Source organism: Paraburkholderia sp. MPAMCS5 (genome assembly GCF_036016995.1).
Lineage (GTDB): Bacteria > Pseudomonadota > Gammaproteobacteria > Burkholderiales > Burkholderiaceae > Paraburkholderia.
Window position 1 is genome coordinate 380,260 of record NZ_JAYXBK010000005.1, and the last position, 23,538, is coordinate 403,797.

A 23,538-nucleotide genomic window follows, 5' to 3' on the forward strand; every position below is an offset into this window, starting at 1 on the left:
GGCCCCGAAGGGCCCGCTTTTTCATTTCACGCTACACCACGCAGATCAAGGCAACTCAACGCTTCAAAGCCGCGCGCGCCCGCGCGATCAATGCCGACGTAGACGAGTCGTGCTTCTTCTCGTCTACGTTGGCCGCCGTCAGATCGGCCTCGACTACCTTGCCGAGAATCTTGCCCAACTCGACGCCCCATTGATCGAAAGGGTTGATGTTCCACACCGACGCCTGCACCAACACCTTGTGCTCGTACAGCGCGATCAATGCGCCGAGGGAACGCGCGGTGAGCGCGTCGACCAGCAGGGTGGTGGTGGGACGGTTGCCCGGGAAAACGAGGTGCGGCGCGAGTTCCGGCTTGTCCGGACCGGCCACCTTTTTCGCTTCTTCGAGCGTGCGGCCGAGCATCAGCGCTTCGCTCTGCGCGAAGCAGTTGGCGAGCAGTTTCGGGTGATGGCTGACGAGCGGGTGCTCGGGCGTCAACACGGCGATAAAGTCGATCGGCACGATGGTCGGGCCTTGATGCAGCATCTGGAAGAACGCATGCTGACCGTTCGTGCCCGGTTCGCCCCACGTCACCGCGGAGGTCGGATAGTCGACCATCGCGCCGTCCAGTCGCGCCGATTTGCCGTTGCTTTCCATTTCCAGTTGTTGCAGATACGACGGCAGGAAATGCAGCGCTTCCGAATACGGCGCGACGAGATAGCTTTGCGAGCCGAAGAAGTTGCGATACCAGATGCCGATCATGCCGAAGAGCACAGGCAGATTCTTTTCGAGCGGCGCGGTGCGGAAATGCTCGTCCATGTCGTTCGCGCCGGCGAGCAATTCGCCGAACTGCTGCGGACCGACCGCGATCATGATCGACAGACCGACGGCGGACCACAGCGAATAGCGGCCGCCGACCCAGTCCCACATCTCGAAGACATTTTCTTTCGCAATGCCGAACTTGACGACCTCGGCAGGATTCGCCGACACGCCGACGAAGTGCCTGGCGAGCGCGTTTTCCGGACAGCCCTTTTCGATGAACCAGTCGCGCAGCGAGCGCGCGTTGGTCATGGTTTCGAGCGTGGTGAAGGTTTTCGAAACGATGATGGCGAGCGTTTCTTCGGGATCGATCTGCTGCATCACGTTGTAGAGATCCGCGCCGTCGACGTTCGACACGAAGTGCGTGGCGATCTCCGGCGTGGCCAGGTGATGCAGCGCATGCACGACCATTTTCGGCCCCAGATCCGAGCCGCCGATGCCGATGTTCACCACATGACGGATGCGCTTGCCCGTATAGCCGGTCCATGCGCCGCCGCGCACCTGCTCGGCGAACGCGGCCATTTTCGCGCGCTCGGCCTGCACTTCGGCATGGAACGGCGCGTTCGGACTGCTCGCGCGCAACGCAGTGTGCAGCGCGGCGCGGCCTTCGGTGGGATTGACGACTTCGCCCGCGAACATCGCGTCGCGACGCTTCTCGACACCGGCTTCGCGGGCAAGTTGCACGAGCAGTTTCAGGGTTTCGTCGGTGATGCGGTTCTTCGAGAAATCGGCCGCGAGACCGCCGCCCGCGAACGCAAAGCGCTCGGCGCGGGTCGGGGCGGGATCGTTCTCGGGGGCGAACCAGTCGCGCAGGTGCGCATGGCGAATCTGCTCGTAATGCGTTTGCAGCGAGGACCAGGAGGGGGGCGAGTTCTGGGTCATAGCGTCCGTCTAACCAAGGGCACGAAGAAAGGCGCGCGCGAAGCGCCGCCGAGGATGATGCAACGATGCTGTTAGAGCGAGGCCGCGCGGGCCCGGTTCGCGCTGAAATTTCCGAAGCTGGCTGTGGTGAGCGCTTGTCAGTTTCGTCGCAATTCGCGAGGACTCGATGCCGCGCGCGGCGCAATTGCGCGGTGAATTCAACGGTTCGTCCGCGCTGCCGCGGCGCGGCCGGCACGTACTCGCTACGTCGTTGCCACGCAGTTCTCCAGTATAACGGCGTTGTGTGACGGGCGGCAGCGCTTTGACGTGGGCACATGCCGCATGGCTTTCACGGACCGCTCAGTGTCGCCTCACGGCTGCGTCGGCGGATAGAACAGCCGGTTCAGCAAGCTCCGCACCATCGGCGCGAGTTCGCCGGCCGTCAACCCGGCCGGGCCGTGGCCTTCTGCGCTGAGCGTGTCGGCGGCGAGTCCGTGCAGGTAGACACCCGCCAGCGCCGCTTCATAGCCGGGCAGGTGTTGCGCGAGCAGGGCGCCGATGATCCCGCCGAGCACGTCGCCGGTGCCGCCCGTGGCGAGCGCGGCATTGCCGGTCGGATTGATCGTGAGACGGCCGTCGGGAGCGGCGATGATCGTGCCGGTCCCTTTCAGCACGACCACGCCGGCAAAGCGTGCGGCGAGCGCGCGCGCCGCGCCGAGGCGGTCGCGCTGCACACCGGCGGCATCGGTGCCGAGAAGGCGCGCGGCTTCGAGCGGATGCGGCGTCAGCAGACACGGATCGCCTTGCGCGCCGCGTGCGGTCACTTCGGCGGCGAGCGCCGCATCTTTCGAGATCAGATTGAGCGCGTCGGCATCGAAGAGTTTTGGCACATCGAGCCGGAGCACGTCGTGCATTACGCGCGTGGCGCGCTCGCCATGACCCATGCCGCAGCCGAGCGCGAGCGCATCCATCTTGTCGAGCGGCAAATCGTCGACGGCATGCATCATCAGTTCGGGATGCGGCGGATCGTAGGGCGGCGCGCCCGCGCCCAGCAGCGCGACGTGCACTTTTCCGGCGCCCGTGTAGAGCGCCGCGCGCGCCGCGAGAATCGGCGCGCCGCACATGCCGGTATCGCCGCCGACCACCGCGAGACTGCCGAACGTGCCCTTGTTGGTCGCGAAATCGCGCGGCGGCAGGAAGCCGGCGAACAGTTCGGGCGCGTTCAGTTGCACGGCGCCGCGCGCTTTGTACTCGACGCCGATCGGCGCGACCGTCACCGCGCCGGCGAGGTCGCGCCCCTGCGCCGTGAACAGGCCGGGTTTGGCGGCGATAAAGGTAATCGTGTGCGTGGCGCGCACGGCGCTGCCGCCATCGCCGACGATCGTGCCCGTGTCGCTGTCGAGCCCGCTTGGCACGTCGAGCGCGAGCACGCCGCCGGTGCGCGGGCGCGCTTGGGTTCGTTGCGAAAGCAGGCGCGCGGCGGCCGCGAATACGCCTTCGAGCGAACGCGTGAGGCCGATGCCGAACATGCCGTCGACGAGCCACGTGTAAGCGTCGAGCGAAGCGGGCGGCGCCGCCGTAATTGCGACGCCGGCGGCGCGAGCGGCGTCGAGCGCCCAGCGGGCGTCGTCGGGTTTCGCGTCGACGGGCATGCACAGTTCCACGGCGATGCCGGCCTTGTGCAGCTCGGTGGCGAGAATCAGCGCGTCGCCGCCATTGTTGCCGGGGCCGGCGATCAGCCACACGCGCTGTTTCGACTTTTCAACCGACGTGTCGCGCGTGATCCGCTCGACGAGGAAGCTGGCGGCCGCCTTGCCGGCGCGGCCCATCAGCGTGTGCGCGGGCAATACCGCGGCGGACTGCGATTCGGCGATCCGCAAGTCGGTCAGCGTGAGCAGCGGCAGGGCGCGGCTGTCAGGGCGGAGCAGTGTCGGCGGCGTGGGGGCGGCTTCGGTCATGGCGAGGCAAGGCGGGCACCTCGTGCGAGGTGCGAAAGCTCTGGAATCGCTATGGTAGTGCCGATGGACGCGTCATGCGTCGATTGAATGCAGGGCGATTTTGCACGGCGGGGCGCAGACGGCGCAGAGGGCGCAGAGGGCGCAGAGGGCTGCGGAAAGGCACAGCGCGTCGGCGGGGGGCGGCCGAACCGCCGACGCGAACCCGGCCGCCACCACGCGGCACGCCGCCTAGAACCGCCCCGGCCGCAACGCGGCGAGCGTGTCCTCGGGCAACTCCGGCGCCTTCCCCGCGACCAGATCGGCAATCAGCCTGCCCGCGCCGCACGCGAGGCCCCAGCCCGCGGGACCATGTCCCACATTGACGAAAAGCCTTGGATGCAGCGCGTTGCCGATCACCGGCAAGCCGTCGGGCGATAACAGCCTGATGCCTTCCCACGGCAACGCCGCCGAAATGCGCGCCGCGCCGGGAATCCAGTCGTGCGTCGCCTGGCCGAGCAGCGCGAGGGCTTCCTCGGTCACCGCTTCGCCGAGCGGCTTGTCGATCTGAGCGGCGCTCTGCAGAACGGCGCCGCCCGCAATCCGCAGGCGATGGTTCATGCGACTGATCGTGATGCGCTTGACAGCGTCCACGATCGCCACGTGCGGCGCGCATTCCTCATGCGCGATCGGCGCGACGAGCGTATGCAGGCGCAGCGGATGCAGCGGCAGCCGCAAGCCGAGCCGTTCAAGCAGGGCGAGGCTGCCGTGACCGGCGGCGACCACGACCGCGTCGGCCTGGATCACGTCGACTTCGCGCGAACGGGACTTCGCGCCCGGCCGTGTCGCGAGTTCCACCGCGGCGCGCTGGCCGTCGAGGCGGATCGACGAGACCTCGCAGCCGACCAGAAACTGCACGCCGCCCTGGCTATCGAGCGTCTGCTTGACCAGTTTCGAGAAGAGCGGGCAATTGGCGGTGCGCTCGTGATCGAACAGCACGCCGCCCGCGAATTCCGGCTCCGTGCGTACCGAATGTTCGTAGGCTGCGCATTCGGCGGGACTCAGCACATGGTGCGGCACCTCATAGCGCGCGAGCAGGCCGAGCGCGGGCTGCAACTGCTCCCACTCCTCGGCGGCGCGAACCAGATACAGGACGCCGTTCGTCTGCTCGAACTCGAAGCCGAAGCGCGCTTCCATGTCCGCCATCGTTTCGCGCGACGACTCGATGAGCGGACGCAGCCGACCGTACTGGCTCTCGAACTGGTCCGGCTGCTGAAATTGCGCGAGCGTCTTGACGAACTGGCGCGCCGGCCCGTTGAAGCCCGGCTTGCTGATCACGCCGTTTCTGGCATTGTGGCGGCTCGCCATGAAGGTCGGGCCGAACCAGACGTCGAGCGGCGTGGGCAGAACCGTGCCCCCGTGCCCATAAGTCGCGCCTTGCGCGACGGTGGCGTGGCGCTCGACGACGCAGACCCGATGGCCGGCCGCGCGCAGCTGATAAGCGGTGGCGACGCCCGCAATCCCGCCGCCGATGACGATGACATCCATTCTTCTGATTCGATTTGCCGTGCGGGGTGCCAATGGGCGAACCCCGCGAGGCGTGACATGCGGCGCGGCCGGACCTGACGCGCATGCGTGATGGCCGGATTTCGTCCGCGCACGCTTTGCGACATGGCGCCGGCGGCAAGGCTCGAACCTTGCTCACGCCGATCTGATGAAACGCCGAATGATAGCAGTCAAAGCCCGCGCGCGGTCACGCGCGGCGTGTGGATGCGCGCCGTTCGCGGCGTGCCCGGCGTTTGCGCCAAAGCCGCGCCGAAGCGCTCCAGAACCTGCCCGACACCCGTGGAGAACCCGCGCGAAACCCACGCCGAACGCGCGCCGGACGCACGGCGAGGCCCGCTGGAAGCGCGTTCCCGGGGTATAATCCCGGACTTCCTTTCCGCCTCATGTCGCCATCACGCGCGACTCTTCGGCATCATTGAGCGACGCAACGTCAAGTCCATGGCCCACTTCTCGTGTTTCCCCGGCGCTTCGGCCCTTTCCGATTTCCGTCAAACCCGCCTGCTCGAAACGCTTACGCGCATCGACCCGAACATCACGGGCGTGCGCGGGCAATATCTGCACTTCGTCAACGCCCAGACCCCGCTTTCCGCTGAAGACAACGCGAAGATCGAGGCGCTGATGCACTACGGCCACCCGCTCGAAGACACCAAAGAGCGCGGCGCGGCCGAAACGTTTCTGGTGGTGCCGCGCTTCGGCACAGTGTCGCCGTGGGCCAGCAAGGCAACGGATATCGCGCATCTGTGCGGACTCACGCAGGTGCGCCGCATCGAGCGCGGCGTCGAGTACACGGTCACGTTGAAGAGCGGCCTGCTCGGCGGCAAGAAGGCGCTGTCCGACGAAGCGCGCCAGGCCGTCGCCGTGGCGTTGCACGACCGCATGACGGAAAGCGTCGCGCCGTCGCGCGACCATGCGCTGCATCTGTTCGACGAACTGCCGGCCAAGCCGCTGCAAACCGTCGATGTGCTCGGCCACGGCCGCGGCGCGCTGGAAGCCGCGAACGTGGAACTGGGCCTCGCGCTCGCCGACGACGAAATCGACTACCTGGTCGACGCCTTCACGAAACTCGGCCGCAATCCGACCGACGTCGAGCTGATGATGTTCGCGCAGGCCAACAGCGAGCACTGCCGCCACAAGATTTTCAACGCGGACTGGACTATCGACGGCGAGAAGCAGGACATCTCGCTCTTCAACATGATCCGCAACACCGAAAAGCTGAATCCGCAAGGTACGATCGTCGCGTATTCGGACAACTCGGCGATCATGGCAGGCGGCATGGCCGAGCGCTGGTTCCCGCGCACGGCGGATGAGATCGGCGGCAACGAGCTGGCGGAGCACTATCGCCGCAGCGTCGAACTCACCCACACGCTGATGAAGGTGGAAACGCACAACCACCCGACCGCGATTTCGCCGTTCCCCGGCGCCGCGACCGGCGCGGGCGGCGAGATCCGCGACGAAGGCGCGACCGGCCGCGGCGCGCGTCCGAAGGCGGGCCTCGCGGGCTTCACGGTGTCGAATCTCGAATTGCCGGACGGCAACGAAAGCTGGGAAAACGCACGCGACGTCGCCCAGCCGCTCGCGCATCGCAATCCGGACGAGAAGCACGAAGCATATGGCCGTCCCGACCGGATCGCTTCGCCGCTGCAAATCATGATCGACGGCCCGCTCGGCGGCGCAGCGTTCAACAACGAATTCGGCCGGCCGAATCTGGGCGGCTATTTCCGCGCGTACGAGCAGAACGTGGCGGGCGTGGTGCGCGGGTATCACAAGCCGATCATGATCGCGGGCGGCATCGGCAATATTTCGGATCAGCACACGCACAAGCACGACTTGCCGGAAGGCTCGCTCCTGATCCAGATCGGCGGCCCGGGCATGCGCATCGGCATGGGTGGCGGCGCGGCGAGCTCCATGGCGACCGGCACGAATACCGCCGAACTCGACTTCGACTCGGTGCAGCGCGGCAACCCGGAAATCGAGCGGCGCGCGCAGGAAGTCATCAACGCGTGCTGGCAGCTCGGCGACAAGAACCCGATTCTGAGCATTCACGACGTGGGCGCGGGCGGGTTGTCGAATGCGTTCCCGGAAGTGGTCGACGGCGCGGGCAAGGGTGCGCTTTTCGACCTGCGCAAGATCCAGCTCGAAGAAAGTGGCCTGTCGCCGCGCGAGATCTGGTCGAACGAGGCGCAAGAACGCTATGTGCTCGCCATCGCGCCGGCCGATCTGCCTGCCTTCGAAGCCATGTGCGAGCGCGAGCGCTGCCCGTTCGCGGTGATCGGCACGGCCACGGCCGAGCGTCAGCTGAAGCTGGTCGATCCCGAAGTGAAGGGCGACAACGCGCACCAGCCGGTCGACATGCCAATGGAAGTGCTGCTCGGCAAGGCGCCGCGCATGCATCGCGACGTGAAGCGCGTCGAGACGAAGCTCGAACCAGTGGACGTGACCGGCATCGCGCTGTCCGAGGTCGCGGTGAGCGTGCTGCGTCATCCGACGGTCGCGAGCAAGTCGTTCCTCATCACCATCGGCGACCGTTCGGTGGGCGGCACGACCGCGCGCGACCAGATGGTCGGCCCGTGGCAAGTGCCGGTGGCCGACGTCGCGATTACGACCATGGACTACGCGGGCTTGCGCGGCGAAGCCATGACGATGGCCGAGCGCACGCCGCTCGCCGTGATCGATGCACCGGCGTCGGGCCGCATGGCGGTTGGCGAGGCGGTCACGAACATCGCGGCGGCGCCGATCGCGTCGCTCGACAAACTCAAGCTGTCGGCAAACTGGATGGCCGCGTGCGGCGCGCCGGGCGAAGACGCCGCCCTTTACGACACGGTGAAGGCGATCGGCATGGAACTGTGCCCGGCGCTCGGCATCAGCATTCCGGTCGGCAAGGATTCGCTGTCCATGCGCACCAAGTGGGAAGAGCGCGGCGTGGCCAAGGAAGTCGTCGCGCCGGTCTCGCTGATCATCTCGGCCTTCGCGCCCGTTGAAGACGTGCGCCGTCATCTCACGCCGCAACTGCGTCGCCCGAGCGGCGAAGAAGGCGTGGGCGAATCGGTGCTGATCGCGATCGATCTCGGCCGCGGCAAGCATCGTCTGGGCGGCAGTGTGCTCGCGCAGGTCACGCAGCAGATCGGCGACACGGTGCCCGATATCGACGATCCGGAAGACCTCAAGCGTTTCTTCAGCGCGATCCAGGCGTTGAACAGCGACAGCAAGCTGCTCGCTTACCACGATCGCTCGGACGGCGGCCTGTGGGCGACCGTGTGCGAAATGGCGTTCGCGGGTCACGTCGGCGTATCGCTGAACGTGGACATGCTGGTGCTCGATCCGCACCATGAGTCGGATTACGGCGACGCGAAAGACTGGGCGAAGCAGACGAGCGGCCGTCGCGAAGACCGCACGATCCGGGCGCTCTTCACCGAAGAACTCGGCGCCGTGGTGCAGGTGCGCGCGGCGGATCGCGACGCGGTGCTCGCTGCGTTGCGCGAGCATGGTCTGTCCGCCTGCTCGCACGTGATCGGCAAGATCAACGATCGCGACGCGATCGAAATCTATCGCGACGCGAAGAAGGTGTACGGAGCGCCGCGCACTGAACTGCATCGTGCATGGAGCGAAGTGAGCTGGCGCATTGCGCGCCTGCGCGACAATCCCGCTTGCGCCGACGCCGAATACGACGCGCTGCTCGACGCCGCCGACCCCGGCATCACGCCGGTGCTGAGCTTCGATCCGGCTGAAGACGTCGCCGCGCCGTATGTGGGCAAGGGCGCGCGTCCGCGCGTGGCGATCCTGCGCGAGCAGGGCGTGAACTCGCATCTGGAAACGGCCTACGCATTCGACCGCGCCGGTTTCGACGCGCACGACGTGCACATGAGCGACCTGCTCGCGGGCCGCGCCAATCTCGCGGACTTCGCGGGCGCGGTGGCGTGCGGCGGGTTCTCGTATGGCGACACGCTTGGCGCCGGTGAGGGCTGGGCGAAGGCGATCCGCTTCAACGCGCAACTGGCCGAGATGTTCGCGGCGTTCTTCGGCCGCGAAGATACCTTCGCGCTCGGCATCTGCAACGGCTGCCAGATGATGAGCAGCCTCGCGTCCATGATTCCCGGCGCGCAGGCCTGGCCGAAGTTCACGCGCAACAAATCGGAGAAATTCGAAGCGCGCTTCTCGCTGGTGCAGGTCGAGGCGTCGCCGTCGATTTTCTTCGCCGGCATGGAAGGCTCGCGCATTCCGGTCGCGGTCGCGCACGGCGAGGGTTTCGCAGACTTCTCGCAGCAGGGCGATGCGTCGAAGGTCGCGGTGGCGATGCGTTACGTCGATCACCGTGGTCAGGCGACCGAGCAGTATCCGTTCAACCCGAACGGTTCGCCGAACGGCATCACGTCCGTCACCACGCCGGATGGCCGCTTCACGGTGCTGATGCCGCACACCGAGCGCGTGCATCGCGCGGTGCAGATGAGCTGGCATCCGGCGGGCTGGGGCGAGGGCAGCACTGACGCGAGCCCGTGGCTGCGGGTGTTCCAGAACGCGCGTCGCTGGCTGGACTGATAGGCGTCGATACACGCGAGACGAGGCCGCTGCGCGTGGCCTGGTTTTCGCGAGCGCCGGCCTCACCAAGCGCCGCATGCGCCGCATGCGCCAGACGCAGAAACAACAAAGCCGCCCTCGGGCGGCTTTGTCATATGAAGCTGAAAATCGCAGCAGCGACGCTTACTGAATCTTCGCGTTCTTGCGCAAACCTTCTTCGAACGCTTGCAGCTTTTCCTGCTGGATCTGCTGCACGATCTGCGGGCGCACCTGTTCGAGCGGCGGCGGCGTGACGTCGCGCACGTCGTCGACACGAATGACGTGCCAGCCGAATTGCGTGTGCACCGGCGTGTCGGTCATCTGGCCTTTCTGCAGATGCGTGGCCGCGTCCGCGAACTCAGGCACGTACGCCTTCGGGTCCGACCAGTCGAGATCGCCGCCGTTCTTGCCCGATCCCGGGTCCTTCGAGTATTGCTTGGCCAGATCTTCGAAGCTCGCGCCGCCCTTGATCTTCGCGATCAGGTCTTTGGCCTGCTGCTCGTTGTCCACGAGGATGTGATGCAGGTGATATTCCTTGCCGCCCGCGTCCTTGATCAGCGCGTTGTAGCGCGCGGTGACTTCGGCGTCGCTCGGCGCGTTCTTCTTCACGAAGTCTTCGATCAGCGCGCGCAGCACGACCGTCTGTTGCGCGACGGCGATTTGCGCCTTGATGTCCGGATGAGTCGGCAGCCCGCGACGCAGCGCTTCCTGCATCAGAATTTCGCGGTTAACGAGTTCTTCACGCACCGCCATTTGCAGTTGCGGCGTGTTTTGCTGGCCTTGATGAACCAGTTGGTCGATCAGCGCGTCGGCGCGTGCTTTCGGAATCGGCGTGCCGTTCACGACGGCGATGTTCTGTGCAAATGCAGGTGCGGCCGCGAACGCAGCCAGCAATACCCAAAGGCGGGTTTTCTTCAAGGTCATCGGAAGTTTTCCTAGCGGGGCAACAAAGCGAATTCTTCGGGCGTGTACGCCGTGATTGCAAGGGCGTGAATGCCGCGCTGCATGGCATCGGCCAGCGCATCATACACCATGCGATGCCGCGCCACGCGGGGCTTGCCGGCGAACGCGAGCGCCACGATCGTGACACTGAAATGGCCGCCGGCAGCGGCGCCCGCGTGGCCGGCGTGCTGCGCGCTGTCGTCGGTGATGCGAATCGACGCGACAGGCGCGAGCGCGGCGGCGAGGCGCGCCTCGATCAGCGCGGCGCGCTCGGCGGTGGTGGCGTGCATGAACAGGTCGCTCATGTCATTCCTCCTTCATGTACTTCGACAGCCACAAACTCTGTCCGACGATGAACACAACCAGACAGCCGGTCGCGCCGAACAGCTTGAAATTGACCCATTGGTCGGTCGTGTAGTTGTACGCGACGAACAGATTGAGCAGCCCGAGCAGGACGAAAAAGATCGCCCAGATGACGTTCAGCTTGCCCCAGATCGTGTGTGGCAGCGCGATCTGCTTGCCCATCATCGCTTCGATCAGGTTCTTGTTGAAGGCCAGCTGCGAGACGATCAGCGCGACCGAGAACGCCCAGTACAACACGGTCGGCTTCCATTTGATGAAGGTGTCGTTGTGCAGCACGAGCGTTGCGCCGCCAAACACGGTGACGACGCCGAGACTCACCCACAGCATGGGGTCGACTTTGCGGTGGCGGAAAGCCACCCACGCGATCTGCACCAGCGTGGCGACGATCGCCACTGCCGTCGCCGTGAAAATGCCCCATAGCTTGAAGGCGACGAAGAACAGGATGATCGGGAACAGATCGAACAGAAATTTCATTGTCTGGACGGGGAGTCGAGTGTGGGTCGGATGATCGGTGGCGCGGTGCGGCGCGCCTGAGCGAAGCGCCGCGCGAAGCTCGCGCGGCGCGCCCGCCGATGCAGCGGCTTTGCCGCGAACATGACGATTTGCCTCGCGAGCGTCCATGCACTTGGCACTTTGCGGCGAACCCGCGACTGAGTCGCCTGAGTGTCCGCCGCCGCCCGCCGCCGCGCTGCGTTACTTGGGCTCGAATTGTAACGCAGCCGAATTGATGCAGTAGCGCAGACCGGTCGGCGCCGGTCCGTCTTCGAACACATGACCCAGATGCGCGCCGCAGTTCTTGCATTGCACCTCGATGCGCAGCATGCCGTGCGAGCGGTCGGTTTTCTCGGCGATCACCTCGCCGTTGATCGGCCGGAAATAGCTCGGCCAGCCGCAGCCGGCGTCGAACTTGGTATCCGATTCGAAGAGCGGCGTGCCGCAGCACACGCAGTCATAAATGCCGCGCTCCCAGTGATCGTGATAGCGGCCGGTGAACGGGCGCTCGGTGGCGGCATGGCGCGTCACCTGATACTCGACGTCGGAAAGCTGCTTGCGCCACTCGGCGTCGTCTTTCTGCACAGCGGGGGCGTCGTGCTTGAGGTCGTCGGGATTGTTCATGGTCGGTTCCTGTCTCGGGCAGTGATGGGAGCGGTTCGGATTTCGCGCGTCACGACGAGCAGCTGACTTCGAGCGAACTCGCCCAGTCGGGCGGCAAGCCGGCATACGCTTCGTACTCGGGTTGTTCGTCGAACGGACGGCGCAGCACGGCCGCCAGCCGCTCCACTTCGGAAAAATCCTTCTCTTTCGCGCGACGGATCGCCGTTTCCGCCAGATGATTGCGAAGAACGAATTTGGGGTTCACCCGGTTCATTGCAATGGCGCGCGCCGCGTCGTCGCGTGTTTCATGGGACAGACGCGCGCGATAGTCGTTCGCCCAGGCGTCGAAGGCGGCGCGGTCGAGAAACAGATCGCGCACCGGCGCGTCGCCGCTCGCGTCGTGCTTCGACAGGCGCGCCAGATTGCGGAAGGTCAGCGTGAAATCCGCGCGGTTCGCATGCATCACCTCGAAGAGGCGATTGACGAGCGCGGCGTCGCCCGATGAAGCGTCGGCCGGCGATGTCGCGCCCGCCGATGTGTCGCCTTCGCGCGCCACTTCGAGACCGAGCTTCGCCATCATGCGCCGTTCGAGCGCCGGGCCGAAGCGGTCCTTGAAGCCGGCGAGCACGCGCTGCGCGTCTTCGATCGACTTGTCGTTGCGCGCGCTTTCCTCGTAGCGTTCGCCAAGTAGCGGCAGCAGTCCCTGCGCGAGGCAAAAGAGATTCCAGTACGCGATCTGCGGCTGCATCCGGTACGCGTAACGGCCTTGCGAATCGGAGTGATTGCAGATGTAGCCGGCGTCGAAGCCGTCCATGAAACCGAACGGGCCGTAGTCGATCGTGAGGCCGAGAATCGACATGTTGTCGGTGTTCATCACGCCATGACAGAAGCCGACGGCCTGCCACTCGACCATCAGGTCGGCCGTCGAGAGCACCGCTTCGTTCAGCAGCGCGAGGTAGGGATCGTCGGCTTCGCGGCAATGCGGATAGAAGCGCTCGATCACATGGTCCGCGAGCGCGCGCAGCGCGTCGACGCGATCGTTTGAATAGAAATGTTCGAAGTGCCCGAAGCGCACGAAGCTCGGCGCGACGCGCGTGACCACGGCCGCGGTTTCGATTTCCTCGCGCCGCACCGGCTGATCGGAGCCGATCACGCACAACGCGCGCGTGGTCGGAATGCCGAGGTGATGCATCGCCTCGGAACACAGGAATTCGCGAATCGACGAGCGCAGCACCGCGCGGCCGTCGCCCATGCGCGAATAGGGCGTGCGGCCCGCGCCTTTCAGTTGCAGCTCGAAGCACTCGCCGTCGTGTCCGATTTCGCCGAGCCCGAGCGCGCGGCCGTCCCCGAGCTGGCCCGCCCACACGCCGAACTGGTGTCCGGAATACACCGATGCATAGGGCAGCGCCTCTGCCGGCCATGCGCGCGTGGCGTTGCCCGAAAACAGTTCGGCGAACGCGGGCTCTTTCTCCAGTCCGGGCGAGAGGCCGAGCAGCGCGGCGGTCTCGGCGGAGAAGCCGACGAGGTACGGCGCGCTCAACGGCGTGGCCGGCAGGCGCGTGAGAAACGCGCTGCCGAGCCGCGCGAACGCGCTTTCGGGGGAGGTGACAAGAGCTTCGGAAAGTGCCGCCAAAGGCCCGGACAGGCCTGCAATGCTTGGGGAAAACGACATGTTGAGCGCCTCACTATTAACCGATATTGTAAGTCCGCACCCGCGGCGCTGCAGGTGGGCGGGCCGGAACTGCAAACTCCAGACACCAATCGAGTCGAGGGACATTCCTATATGACGATGCCGCTGCTTGGCCAGATGATGGATGTGCCGCTCACCGTGTCCTCGCTGCTCGCGCATGCCGCGCGGCATTTCGGCAGCACCGAGATCGTGTCGCGGCGCGTCGAAGGCGACGTGCATCGCTACACCTATCGCGATTGCGAAAAGCGCGCGAAGCAGCTCGCGCAGGCGCTGATCAAGCTCGGCGTCGAGCCCGGCGAGCGCGTCGCGACGCTCGCGTGGAACGGCTACCGGCACCTGGAAGCGTATTACGGCACGACCGGTTTCGGCGCCGTCTGCCACACCATCAATCCGCGTCTCTTTCCGGAACAGATCGCCTACATCGTCAATCACGCCGACGACGCCTACGTGCTTTTCGACATCACGTTCGCGCCGCTCGTCGACGCGCTCGCGCCGCAATGTCCGAAAGTGCGCGGCTGGATCGCGCTCGCCGGCGAAGCGCATCTGCCCGCCATGCAAACGCCCGTGCTCAGCTACGAGACGCTCGTCGGCGCACAGGACGGCAACTTCGCATGGCCGCCCCTCGACGAACGCCAGGCCTCGTACCTTTGCTATACCTCCGGCACCACCGGCAATCCGAAGGGCGCGCTGTACTCGCATCGCTCGACGGTGCTGCATGCGTTCGGCGCGTCCTTGCCCGACGCCATGAGCCTGTCCGCGCGCGATTCCGTGCTGCCCGTCGTGCCGATGTTCCATGTGAACGCGTGGGGCATTCCGCATGCCGCGCCGCTCACCGGCGCGAAGCTCGTGTTTCCCGGCAAGGACCTCGACGGCAAGTCGCTGTTCGAGTTGATGGAGCAGGAGCGCGTCACCTATTCGGCGGGTGTGCCGACGGTGTGGCTAGGACTGCTGAACCATCTGCGCGAGACGGGCTCGCGCTTTTCGTCGCTCGAGCGCACGGTGATCGGCGGCTCCGCGTGTCCGCCCGCGATGCTGCGCGTGTTCGAAGACGACTACGGCGTTCAGGTCATTCACGCATGGGGCATGACGGAGATGTCGCCGCTCGGCACCTTATCGAAGCTCACGTGGGAACAATCGCAGCGTCCGCTCGCCGACCAGCGCAAGCTGCTCGAAAAACAGGGACATGCGCTGTACGGCGTGGACATGAAGATCGTCGGCGAACACGGCGAGGACTTGCCGTGGGACGGCGTCGCGTTCGGCGATCTGTATGTGCGCGGGCCGTGGGTGATCGACCGGTATTTCCGCAAGGACGACTCGCCGCTCGTGGACGGCTGGTTCCCGACGGGCGACGTGGCGACCATCGACCGCGACAGCTTCCTGCAGATCACGGACCGCTCGAAGGACGTGATCAAGTCGGGCGGCGAATGGATCAGTTCGATCGACGTCGAGAACGTCGCGATCGCGCATCCGGCGGTGGCGGAAGCGGCGTGCATTGCGTGCGCGCATCCGAAGTGGACGGAGCGGCCGCTGCTCGTCGTGGTCAGGCGTGCCGGCTTCGACGTGACGCGCGCGGAACTGCTCGCGTTCTACGAGGGCAAAGTCGCGAAATGGTGGATTCCCGACGACGTCGTGTTCGTCGACGAATTGCCGCATACCGCCACGGGCAAGCTGCAGAAACTCAAGTTGCGCGAACTGTTCCGCGAGCACGTGCTGCCGTCTGCGCTCGAAGACGAAAAGGATTGCCCGCTGACGGGCGGACACTAGGGAAATCCCGCGTCGCCGTAAATTGAACGAGCGTGCTTTTTTGTGTATTCTGCCTGCTGACACCGGATCATCCGACCTGACGTTGACTTTGAGTTGAACCGAAGGCCGGAGCAGCCGAGTCGAACGACAAATCGGCTCGACGAGCCGGACGGGCGGCGCGCGCTGCGCCGCCTTATCCCACGGATGCGATGCATCGCACGGAGGCAGGCAGATGGCAGTGGATTACACAACCCATGACGGCGTGGCCGTCATCACGCTGAACAACCCGCCCGTCAACGGGCTCGGCCTGGCGACGCGGGCCGGGATCGTCGCCGGCATCGAGCGCGCGCAGAACGATCCGGCCATCACGGCCATCGTGCTGACCGGCGCGGGCAAGGCCTTCTCGGGCGGCGCCGACATCACCGAATTCAATTCGCCGAAGGCCATGCAGGAGCCGACGCTCGCCACCGTCATCAAGACCGTCGAGAACAGCGCGAAGCCGGTGGTCGCCGCGATCCACAGCGTCGCGATGGGCGGCGGGCTCGAACTCGCGCTCGGCGCGCATTACCGGCTCGCCGCGCCCGGCGCGCAGATCGCGCTGCCCGAGGTGAAGCTCGGCATCCTGCCAGGCGCGGGCGGCACGCAGCGTCTGCCGCGCGCGATCGGCCTCGAAGCCGCGCTCAACATGATCGTGACCGGCGCGCCGGTGATGTCGGAGAAGCTGGCCCATAGCGGGCTGGCCCCTAGCGGGCTGGAGCAGCCGGGCCTCTTCGACGAACTCGTGGAAGGCGATCTCGGCCAGGCGGCGCTTGCGTTCGCGCGCAGAGTCGGCGCGCTGCAAGGCCCGCATCCGAAGGTGCGCGAGCGCAAGATCGAGCATCCGAATGCCGAGGGCTTCATCCAGTTCGCGCGCAATAGCGTCGCGGGGCTCGCGAAGAATTTCCCGGCGCCGCTCAAATGTATCGACGCGGTCGAAGCGGGCGTGAAAAACGGCTTCGACAAAGGCCTCGCGTTCGAACGCGAATGTTTTGTCGCGCTCGTGCAAACGCCTGAGAGCCGCGCGCTGCGTCACGCGTTCTTCGGCGAACGGGCGGCGAGCAAGATTCCCGACGTGCCTGCCGATACGCCGGTGCGCGAGATCGCCCGGGTCGGTGTGATCGGCGCGGGTACGATGGGCGGCGGCATCGCGATGAACTTCATCAACGCGGGCATTCCGGTCACGCTGCTGGAGACGAAGCAGGAAGCGCTCGAACGCGGCCTCGCGACGATCCGCAAGAACTACGAAGCGAACGTGAAGAAGGGCAAGCTCAAGCCCGAGGCGCTGGAAGCGCGCATGGCCCTGATCACGCCCACGCTGTCCTACGACGACCTGAAGAACGCGGATCTGATCGTCGAAGCCGTGTTCGAGGAACTCGGCGTGAAAGAGCAGGTGTTCCGGCGTCTGGATGAGGTCGCGAAGCCCGGCGCGATTCTCGCCTCCAATACGTCGACGCTCGACGTGAACCGGATCGCGGCGTTCACGAAGCGTCCGCAAGACGTGGTCGGCATGCACTTCTTCAGCCCGGCCAACGTGATGAAGCTGCTCGAAGTCGTACGCGGCAAGGAGACCGCGAAAGACGTGCTCGCCACGGTCATGAAGCTCGCGAAAAAGATCAAAAAGACGGCGGTGGTGTCGGGCGTCTGCGACGGCTTCATTGGTAACCGCATGATCGAGCAGTACATCCGCCAGGCGCTCTTCATGCTCGACGAAGGCGCGCTGCCCGCGCAGGTCGACCGCGCGATCGAAAAATTCGGCTTTGCCATGGGTCCGTTCCGCATGAGCGATCTGGCCGGCAACGATATCGGCTGGGCGATCCGCAAGCGCCGCTATCAGGAATATCCGGAGATGCAGTATTCGAAGATCGCCGACCGTCTGTGCGAGACGGGGCGCTTCGGCCAGAAAACCGGCGGCGGCTGGTACGACTACAAGGCGGGCGACCGCACCGCGTATCCGTCGAAACTGGTCGACGAAATGATCGTCGCGTATTCGAAAGACACCGGCACCGCACGCCGCAAGATCGGCGACGAGGAAATCGTCGAACGCCTCGTGTTCGCGCTCGTGAATGAAGGCGCGAAGATTCTCGAAGAAGGCATTGCGTCGAAAGCGTCGGACATCGACATGGTCTATCTGACCGGCTACGGCTTTCCGCTCTATCGCGGCGGCCCGATGCTGTACGCGGACACGGTCGGCCTTTACAACGTCGAGCGCGCGATCCGCCGCTATGCCGCGCAACCGAACGGCCATGCATGGCAGCTCGCGCCGGGCATCGCGGAACTCGCGGCGCAAGGCCGCGGCTTCAACGGCTGACGCGGCGCACGCCGCCGCTTGCATCGAAACACTGAGGTGGCGCCGGCTCGCGCATCGGCGAGCCGGTCGCGCCGCGCGCCACCATCGACATCTACAGGCAGGAGACTTGCATGACTGACGCTGTAATCGTATCGACCGCCCGCACGGGCCTGGCCAAATCATGGCGCGGCGGTTTCAACATGACGCATGGCGCGACGCTCGGCGGCCACGTGACGCAGGCCGCGGTCGAGCGCGCGAAGCTGGACCCGGCGCGCGTCGAGGACGTAATCATGGGCTGCGCGAATCCGGAGGGCGCAACCGGCATGAACATCGCGCGGCAGATCGGACTGCGCGCCGGTTTGCCGGTCAGCGTGCCGGGCATGACGGTGAACCGTTTCTGCTCGTCGGGATTGCAGACCATTGCGCTCGCCGCGCAACGCGTGATCGCCGGCGAAGGCGAGGTGTTCGTCGCGGGCGGCGTGGAATCCATCTCGTGCGTGCAGAACGAGATGAACCGCCACATGATGGCCGACGGCTGGCTCAGCCAGCACAAGCCGGAAATCTACTGGTCGATGTTGCAGACCGCCGAAAACGTCGCGAAACGCTATTCGATCTCGAAAGAGCGCCAGGACGAATATGGCGTGCGCTCGCAGCAGCGCGCCGCGGCGGCGCTGGAAGCCGGTCGGTTCAAGGACGAAATCGTGCCGTTGACGGTGCTCGCGGGCGTCGCCGACAAAGCGACCGGGCGTCTCTACACGAAGGAAGTCACCGTCAGCGGCGACGAGGGCATTCGCGCGGACACCACGCTCGAAGGCGTCGCGAAGATTCGCACGGCGATGCCGGGCGGCGTCATCACCGCGGGCAACGCGAGCCAGTTCTCGGATGGCGCGTCGGCGTGCGTCGTGATGAATGCGAAAGTCGCGGAGCGCGAAGGCCTGCAGCCGCTCGGCATTTTCCGCGGCTTCGCGGTGGCCGGCTGCGAGCCGGACGAGATGGGCATTGGCCCGGTGTTCGCGGTGCCCAAGCTGCTCAAGCAGGCAGGCCTGAAGGTCGAGGACATCGACCTGTGGGAATTGAACGAGGCGTTCGCGGTGCAGGTGCTGTATTGCGCCGATCGGCTCGGGATCGACCATGAGCGCCTGAACGTGAACGGCGGCGCGATTGCGGTCGGGCATCCGTATGGCGTGTCGGGCGCGCGGCTCGCGGGCCATGCGCTGATCGAAGGCAAGCGGCGCGGCGCGAAGCTGGTGGTCGTGACGATGTGTATCGGCGGCGGGCAGGGCGCGGCGGGTCTTTTCGAAGTCGCGTAATTACGGCAGGGCCGCGCCGGGCCCCGGCAGGCTCAGCGTGCCCTGATCGACGAAACGTGTCGTGCCGATCAGGCCGCCCGCGAGCTTGCCGCGCAAAATGTACGGAATCTGCCCCGACTGCGCGGCCCCGGCGAACGCAAACGCCTGGCGCACGGCGGCGAACGCGGGCACCGTCAACGGCACATTCACCACGGTTTCGCCAAAGCGCGGCACGCTGCCGCTTTGATCGCTCACGCCGCTGGCAAACGGCTTGCCGTTCAGGTCGAGATCAAGCGACACACCATTGAATTTCACCGCCGATTCATTCGGATTCTGCACCCGCAGTTTGACGTTGAAGCGCATTTCCATGCCCTCGCTTTCTATCGGTTCGATGCCCGCCACGCTCACGCGCAACGGGTCGCCGCCGAACCATCCGGCGCATCCGCCAAGCGTCAATGCGAGCGCGGCGAAGAGCGCGGCCATGCCGCAAAGACGCGAGCGAAAGAGCAGGCGGACGAACGACATACCAGCACCTCGGAAAGCGAATGGGGTCATGCATTGTAGCTGGCGATATACCGCGCGCGGCGCCGTGAGCGAGGCATCGGCGCGATGGGCGCGCCGCCACCGCGAAGCGCCATAGCGGGTATCATTTCTGCTCTTCGGGCGCGACGTTTCGCGCGCGCATCGACACCGATGCAACGCGCGCCGCGCCCACATCAAGACAGGGAAATGTGAACGCAGCAATGACCGATTCTTCTTCAGATTCCTCTTCATCCAGCGCGGGCGGCGCGTCGTTGCCCGAAAGTCCCTTTGTCGACCGGCTCGGCGCGCAACTGGTGTCGGCGGCGGACGGCGTCAGCGAAGTATTGCTGCCCTTGCTTCCCGAGCATATGAACACGTGGGACGTCGCGCACGGCGGCGTCACGATGACGCTCGCCGACGTCGCGCTCGCGATGGCCGCGCGCAGTCTCGCGGGCGACGGCGTCGGCGTGGTCACCGTCGAAATGAAGGTCAACTTCATGCAGCCTGGGCGCGGCGAATTGCGCGCAACCGGCCGCGTCCTGCACCGATCCACCACGATGGCTTATTGCGAGGGCGAGATTCGCGACAGCGAAGGGCACTTCGTCGCCAAGGCGCTCGGCACGTTCAAATACATGCGCCGCCTCGCCGTGGGCCGCGACGTGACGCGCCAGCGCTTGCGCAGCGACCCGTCGGCGAAACCGGGTCCTAGCGACGGTTGAGCAAGGGCGCGCGCTCATGCGTGCAACGCGCGCGGCGTGTCTCTGCCGTAGCAGCAGAACCTGCAGCACTCGCAACTCAGCCGCAACTCAGCCGCAACTCAGCCGCAACTCAGCCGCAACTCAGCAACTCCGCAACCCAACCACCACTCACCGGCTTCACAATCCGGCACTCAAGGAGACGATCGTCATGACCCAGACCAACCGCCAGTTCGTGCTGGCTTCGCGTCCGCAAGGCGCCGTCACGCCTGAGAACTTCCGCCTCGTCGAAACGCCGCTCGCGCCGCTGGCCGATGGCGAACTGCGCGTGCGCAATCACTATCTGTCGCTCGATCCGTACATGCGCGGGCGCATGAACGACAGCAAATCGTACGCGGCGCCGCAGCCGCTCGACGAAGTGATGATCGGCGGCACGGTCGGCGAGGTGATCGAGTCGAAGAACGCGAAGTTCGCGGTGGGCGACAAAGTCGTCGCGATGTTCGGCTGGCAGGAATACGGCACCTCGAACGGCGCGGGCGTGCAGAAAGTCGACGACACGCACGTGCCGCTGTCGGCGTATCTGGGTCCGGTTGGCATGCCGGGGGTGACCGCGTGGTACGGCTTGAACCGGATCATCGCGCCGAAAGCGGGTCAGACGGTCGTGGTCAGCGCGGCGAGCGGGGCGGTCGGCAGCGTGGTGGGGCAACTGGCGAAGCAGGCGGGCGCGCGCGCAGTGGGCATTGCGGGCGGCGAGGAAAAATGCCGCTACGTCGTGGAGACGCTCGGCTTCGACGCGTGCATCGACTACAAGGCCGGCAACCTGTATCGGGATCTGAAGGCCGCGACGCCCGACGGCGTCGACGGTTGCTTCGAGAATGTCGGCGGCGAAGGGCTCGACGCGACGCTCGCGCGCATGAACGCATTCGGCCGCATCGCGTTGTGCGGCTTCATCGCGGGCTATGACGGCCAGCCGCTGCCGCTCAAACATCCGTCGCTGTTGCTCACGCAGCGCCTGCTCGCGCAGGGCTTCATCGTTACCGAGCATATGGATGTCTGGCCGCAGGCGCTCAAGGAACTCGGCACGCTCGTCGCGCAGAAAAAACTGCATTATCGCGAAAGCATTGCTCAAGGAATCGATGCGGCGCCGGGGGCGTTCATCGGCTTGCTCAAGGGGCGCAACTTCGGCAAGCAGCTCGTCAAGCTGATCTGAGCGCGCGGATCAAACCACACTCTCTTGCACCGGAGTCAAGGATGTTCGAATTCGCAGGCAAGGTCGCGGTCATCACTGGCGCGGCAAGCGGCTTCGGCGAGGCGTTCGCGCGAAAGGGCGCGGCGCTCGGCATGAGGCTCGTGCTCGCCGACGTGAACGCCGAGGCGCTCGCGCACACCGTCGACGCATTGCGCGCGGCAGGCGCCGAAGCGATCGGCGTGCCGACCGACGTATCGAGCGCCACGCAGGTCGAAGCGCTGGCGCACGCCGCGCTCGATGCGTTCGGCAAGGTCCATTTGCTCTTTAACAACGCGGGCGTGGGCGCGGGCGGCTTCCTTTGGGAGAGTTCGGCGAACGACTGGTCGTGGGTATTCGGCGTCAACGTGATGGGCGTCGCGCATGGCGTGCGCGTCTTCACGCCGATCATGCTCGCGCAGAACGAGCCCGCGCATATCGTCAATACGGCGTCGGTCGCGGGCCTGCTGTCGCCGCCGGCCATGGGCGTGTACAACGCGTCGAAACATGCGGTGGTGTCGCTCACCGAGACGCTCCACCACGACTTGCAACTCGCGCAGGCCGCGCGCGAGGCGAGCGGCCGGGTCGGCTGCTCGCTGCTCTGTCCGGCTTTCGCGCCGACCGGCATCGCCGATGCCGAGCGCGCGCGGCCCGCGCAATGGCGCAACGAGAGTGCTCCGACACGCTCGCAGGTCGCCGCAGGCAAGCAACTGCAGCGCGCGGTGCGATCGGGCAAGCTCGGTGCCGCCGAGGTCGCCGAACTCACGTTCGACGCCATCGCCGCGCGGCGGTTTTATATCGTCACGCACCCGGCGATCATGGCGACGGTGAAGCTGCGCCACGAGGATATCGAGCAGTTGCGCGAGCCGACCGATCCGATGTCGCTGAAACCGGAAGTGAAAAACGCAAGCCCGCTTTGACGGCGCTTCAATCTGTTATCAACCTTCGGCGCGTACGCGCCACCCAATGTCTCATGCCGCTGAATCCGAAGATCGAGCAGGTGCTCGACATGATCGCGCGCGCCAAGCGCCCGAAGCTTCACGAAATGACCGCTCAGGCAGCACGCGCGTCGTATGAAAAAAGCGCGCCGATCCTGGAAATCCCGAACGCGCCGATGTTTGCCGTAGAAGACTTGCGCGTCCCGACTCGCGACGGCGCGACGATTCGCGCGCGTCTTTATCACGCCACGGAGCCGAGTTGGGCCGAACCGGCTCCGGCATTGATCTACTACCACGGCGGCGGCTTTACGGTGGGCAGCGTCGATACCCACGACGCGTTGTGCCGCATGTTCGCGCGCGACGGCCGGTGCGCGGTGCTCTCCGTCGATTACCGGCTCGCGCCGGAGCACAAGTTTCCGACCGCCGTTCACGACGCGTCCGGCGCGCTCTTCTGGCTGCATGCGCACGCCGCGGAATTCGGCGTGGACGCAAACCGGCTCGCGGTAGGCGGCGACAGCGCGGGCGGCACGCTGGCAGCCGTCTGCGCGGTGCTGGCACGCGACGCCGGCATCGCGCTCGCGCTGCAATTGCTGATCTATCCGGGCACGACCGGACATCAGCAAACGGATTCGCATTCGCGTCTCGCCGACGGCTTCCTGCTGTCGGGCGACACAATCCAATGGTTCTTCGAGCACTACGTGCGAGATGCAAGCGATCGCGACGACTGGCGTTTCGCGCCGCTCGACGGCACGCGCGGCGCGCCCGGTTTCAGTGGGCTCGCGCCGGCCTGGATCGCGACCGCCGAATACGATCCGCTCTCCGACGAGGGCGACGCGTATGCGCAGAAGCTGCGCGGTTTCGGCAACCCGGTCACGCTCAGGCGCTATGCCGGCATGATCCACGAATTCTTCAAGATGGGCGGCTACGTGCCCGATGTGGCCGAGGCGCACGCCGATGCGGCGGCTGCATTGCGCGCGGCGTTCGGCGTGGCGTGACTACGCG

Annotated in this window: 17 protein-coding genes; 8 read left to right on the plus strand and 9 right to left on the minus strand. The window is 65.9% G+C overall.

The annotated features are described in order from the left end of the window. Positions 1–55 precede the first annotated feature (55 nt). The 3 genes from pgi to VOM14_RS14610 all read right to left on the minus strand — a co-directional run bounded on the left by pgi (position 56) and on the right by VOM14_RS14610 (position 5,139). On the minus strand, positions 56–1,678 hold the full coding sequence (gene pgi, locus VOM14_RS14600) for a glucose-6-phosphate isomerase (RefSeq protein WP_327629413.1): 1,623 nt from the start codon (positions 1,676–1,678) through the stop codon (positions 56–58). A gap of 350 nt (positions 1,679–2,028) precedes the next feature. Further along, positions 2,029–3,615: an NAD(P)H-hydrate dehydratase gene (locus VOM14_RS14605; RefSeq protein WP_327629414.1), complete on the minus strand. Its 1,587-nt coding sequence runs from the start codon at positions 3,613–3,615 to the stop codon at positions 2,029–2,031. Positions 3,616–3,843: 228 nt separating this feature from the next. Further along, on the minus strand, positions 3,844–5,139 hold the full coding sequence (locus tag VOM14_RS14610; RefSeq protein ID WP_327629415.1) for an FAD-dependent oxidoreductase: 1,296 nt from the start codon (positions 5,137–5,139) through the stop codon (positions 3,844–3,846). A 456-nt stretch (positions 5,140–5,595) separates the two neighbouring features. On the opposite strand from VOM14_RS14610, the gene purL reads away from it, so the two are divergent. Further along, positions 5,596–9,690 carry a phosphoribosylformylglycinamidine synthase gene (gene purL, locus VOM14_RS14615; RefSeq protein WP_327629416.1) on the plus strand — a complete coding sequence of 1,365 codons (4,095 nt, stop codon included), beginning with the start codon at positions 5,596–5,598 and terminating at the stop codon, positions 9,688–9,690. A gap of 162 nt (positions 9,691–9,852) precedes the next feature. On the opposite strand, the gene VOM14_RS14620 is transcribed toward purL, so the two are convergent. From VOM14_RS14620 to VOM14_RS14640, 5 genes are all read right to left on the minus strand, one after another. Further along, positions 9,853–10,632 (minus strand): peptidylprolyl isomerase, encoded by a 780-nt coding sequence (locus VOM14_RS14620; RefSeq protein ID WP_327629417.1) that lies wholly within the window; start codon positions 10,630–10,632, stop codon positions 9,853–9,855. 11 nt (positions 10,633–10,643) lie between these two features. Further along, the gene (locus tag VOM14_RS14625) at positions 10,644–10,955 is read right to left on the minus strand and encodes a BolA family protein (RefSeq protein WP_327629418.1); all 312 of its coding nucleotides are present in this window, start codon (positions 10,953–10,955) and stop codon (positions 10,644–10,646) included. Between the two features lies 1 nt (position 10,956). Beyond that, entirely contained in the window at positions 10,957–11,487 is a 531-nt protein-coding gene (locus VOM14_RS14630) for a septation protein A (RefSeq protein WP_327629419.1), read from the minus strand. Positions 11,488–11,706: 219 nt separating this feature from the next. After that, the gene (gene msrB / locus VOM14_RS14635) at positions 11,707–12,129 is read right to left on the minus strand and encodes a peptide-methionine (R)-S-oxide reductase MsrB (RefSeq protein ID WP_327629420.1); all 423 of its coding nucleotides are present in this window, start codon (positions 12,127–12,129) and stop codon (positions 11,707–11,709) included. A gap of 49 nt (positions 12,130–12,178) precedes the next feature. Continuing rightward, positions 12,179–13,780: a protein adenylyltransferase SelO gene (locus tag VOM14_RS14640; RefSeq protein ID WP_327629421.1), complete on the minus strand. Its 1,602-nt coding sequence runs from the start codon at positions 13,778–13,780 to the stop codon at positions 12,179–12,181. A 111-nt stretch (positions 13,781–13,891) separates the two neighbouring features. Here VOM14_RS14640 and VOM14_RS14645 point away from each other — a divergent pair, with 111 nt between their 5' ends. The 3 genes from VOM14_RS14645 to VOM14_RS14655 all read left to right on the plus strand — a co-directional run bounded on the left by VOM14_RS14645 (position 13,892) and on the right by VOM14_RS14655 (position 19,177). Continuing rightward, the gene (locus tag VOM14_RS14645) at positions 13,892–15,562 is read left to right on the plus strand and encodes a 3-(methylthio)propionyl-CoA ligase (RefSeq protein ID WP_327629423.1); all 1,671 of its coding nucleotides are present in this window, start codon (positions 13,892–13,894) and stop codon (positions 15,560–15,562) included. Positions 15,563–15,773: 211 nt separating this feature from the next. Continuing rightward, the gene (locus VOM14_RS14650; protein ID WP_327629424.1) at positions 15,774–17,888 is read left to right on the plus strand and encodes a 3-hydroxyacyl-CoA dehydrogenase NAD-binding domain-containing protein; all 2,115 of its coding nucleotides are present in this window, start codon (positions 15,774–15,776) and stop codon (positions 17,886–17,888) included. Positions 17,889–17,998: 110 nt separating this feature from the next. Beyond that, complete coding sequence (locus VOM14_RS14655) at positions 17,999–19,177, plus strand: acetyl-CoA C-acyltransferase (protein ID WP_327629425.1); 1,179 nt, start codon at positions 17,999–18,001, stop codon at positions 19,175–19,177. Here VOM14_RS14655 and VOM14_RS14660 read toward each other — a convergent pair whose 3' ends face one another. Next, positions 19,178–19,681, minus strand: a complete 504-nt coding sequence (locus VOM14_RS14660) for an LEA type 2 family protein (protein ID WP_327629426.1) — start codon at positions 19,679–19,681, stop codon at positions 19,178–19,180. It lies immediately after the preceding gene. Positions 19,682–19,899: 218 nt separating this feature from the next. Here VOM14_RS14660 and VOM14_RS14665 point away from each other — a divergent pair, with 218 nt between their 5' ends. The 4 genes from VOM14_RS14665 to VOM14_RS14680 all read left to right on the plus strand — a co-directional run bounded on the left by VOM14_RS14665 (position 19,900) and on the right by VOM14_RS14680 (position 23,531). Then, positions 19,900–20,397, plus strand: coding sequence for a PaaI family thioesterase (locus VOM14_RS14665; RefSeq protein WP_327629427.1), 498 nt, complete (start codon positions 19,900–19,902; stop codon positions 20,395–20,397). Between the two features lie 187 nt (positions 20,398–20,584). Continuing rightward, positions 20,585–21,583 (plus strand): NADP-dependent oxidoreductase, encoded by a 999-nt coding sequence (locus VOM14_RS14670; RefSeq protein ID WP_327629428.1) that lies wholly within the window; start codon positions 20,585–20,587, stop codon positions 21,581–21,583. A 41-nt stretch (positions 21,584–21,624) separates the two neighbouring features. Continuing rightward, a complete protein-coding gene (locus VOM14_RS14675; RefSeq protein WP_327629429.1) occupies positions 21,625–22,518 on the plus strand; it encodes an SDR family oxidoreductase in 894 nt (297 codons plus the stop codon). A gap of 53 nt (positions 22,519–22,571) precedes the next feature. Continuing rightward, the gene (locus tag VOM14_RS14680; protein ID WP_327629430.1) at positions 22,572–23,531 is read left to right on the plus strand and encodes an alpha/beta hydrolase; all 960 of its coding nucleotides are present in this window, start codon (positions 22,572–22,574) and stop codon (positions 23,529–23,531) included. Positions 23,532–23,538: the final 7 nt, after the last annotated feature.

Excerpts from the sequence above, each read along its gene's own strand:
- VOM14_RS14625 (WP_327629418.1), bottom strand. The coding sequence starts at position 10,955 with ATGAGCGACCTGTTCATGCACGCCACCACCGCCGAGCGCGCCGCGCTG.
- VOM14_RS14610 (WP_327629415.1), bottom strand. The coding sequence starts at position 5,139 with ATGGATGTCATCGTCATCGGCGGCGGGATTGCGGGCGTCGCCACCGCT.
- VOM14_RS14665 (WP_327629427.1), top strand. The coding sequence starts at position 19,900 with ATGACCGATTCTTCTTCAGATTCCTCTTCATCCAGCGCGGGCGGCGCG.
- VOM14_RS14630 (WP_327629419.1), bottom strand. The coding sequence starts at position 11,487 with ATGAAATTTCTGTTCGATCTGTTCCCGATCATCCTGTTCTTCGTCGCC.
- VOM14_RS14645 (WP_327629423.1), top strand. The coding sequence starts at position 13,892 with ATGACGATGCCGCTGCTTGGCCAGATGATGGATGTGCCGCTCACCGTG.
- purL (WP_327629416.1), top strand. The coding sequence starts at position 5,596 with ATGGCCCACTTCTCGTGTTTCCCCGGCGCTTCGGCCCTTTCCGATTTC.
- VOM14_RS14605 (WP_327629414.1), bottom strand. The coding sequence starts at position 3,615 with ATGACCGAAGCCGCCCCCACGCCGCCGACACTGCTCCGCCCTGACAGC.
- VOM14_RS14620 (WP_327629417.1), bottom strand. The coding sequence starts at position 10,632 with ATGACCTTGAAGAAAACCCGCCTTTGGGTATTGCTGGCTGCGTTCGCG.
- VOM14_RS14660 (WP_327629426.1), bottom strand. The coding sequence starts at position 19,681 with ATGTCGTTCGTCCGCCTGCTCTTTCGCTCGCGTCTTTGCGGCATGGCC.
- VOM14_RS14675 (WP_327629429.1), top strand. The coding sequence starts at position 21,625 with ATGTTCGAATTCGCAGGCAAGGTCGCGGTCATCACTGGCGCGGCAAGC.
- VOM14_RS14650 (WP_327629424.1), top strand. The coding sequence starts at position 15,774 with ATGGCAGTGGATTACACAACCCATGACGGCGTGGCCGTCATCACGCTG.
- pgi (WP_327629413.1), bottom strand. The coding sequence starts at position 1,678 with ATGACCCAGAACTCGCCCCCCTCCTGGTCCTCGCTGCAAACGCATTAC.
- VOM14_RS14680 (WP_327629430.1), top strand. The coding sequence starts at position 22,572 with ATGCCGCTGAATCCGAAGATCGAGCAGGTGCTCGACATGATCGCGCGC.
- VOM14_RS14640 (WP_327629421.1), bottom strand. The coding sequence starts at position 13,780 with ATGTCGTTTTCCCCAAGCATTGCAGGCCTGTCCGGGCCTTTGGCGGCA.
- msrB (WP_327629420.1), bottom strand. The coding sequence starts at position 12,129 with ATGAACAATCCCGACGACCTCAAGCACGACGCCCCCGCTGTGCAGAAA.
- VOM14_RS14655 (WP_327629425.1), top strand. The coding sequence starts at position 17,999 with ATGACTGACGCTGTAATCGTATCGACCGCCCGCACGGGCCTGGCCAAA.
- VOM14_RS14670 (WP_327629428.1), top strand. The coding sequence starts at position 20,585 with ATGACCCAGACCAACCGCCAGTTCGTGCTGGCTTCGCGTCCGCAAGGC.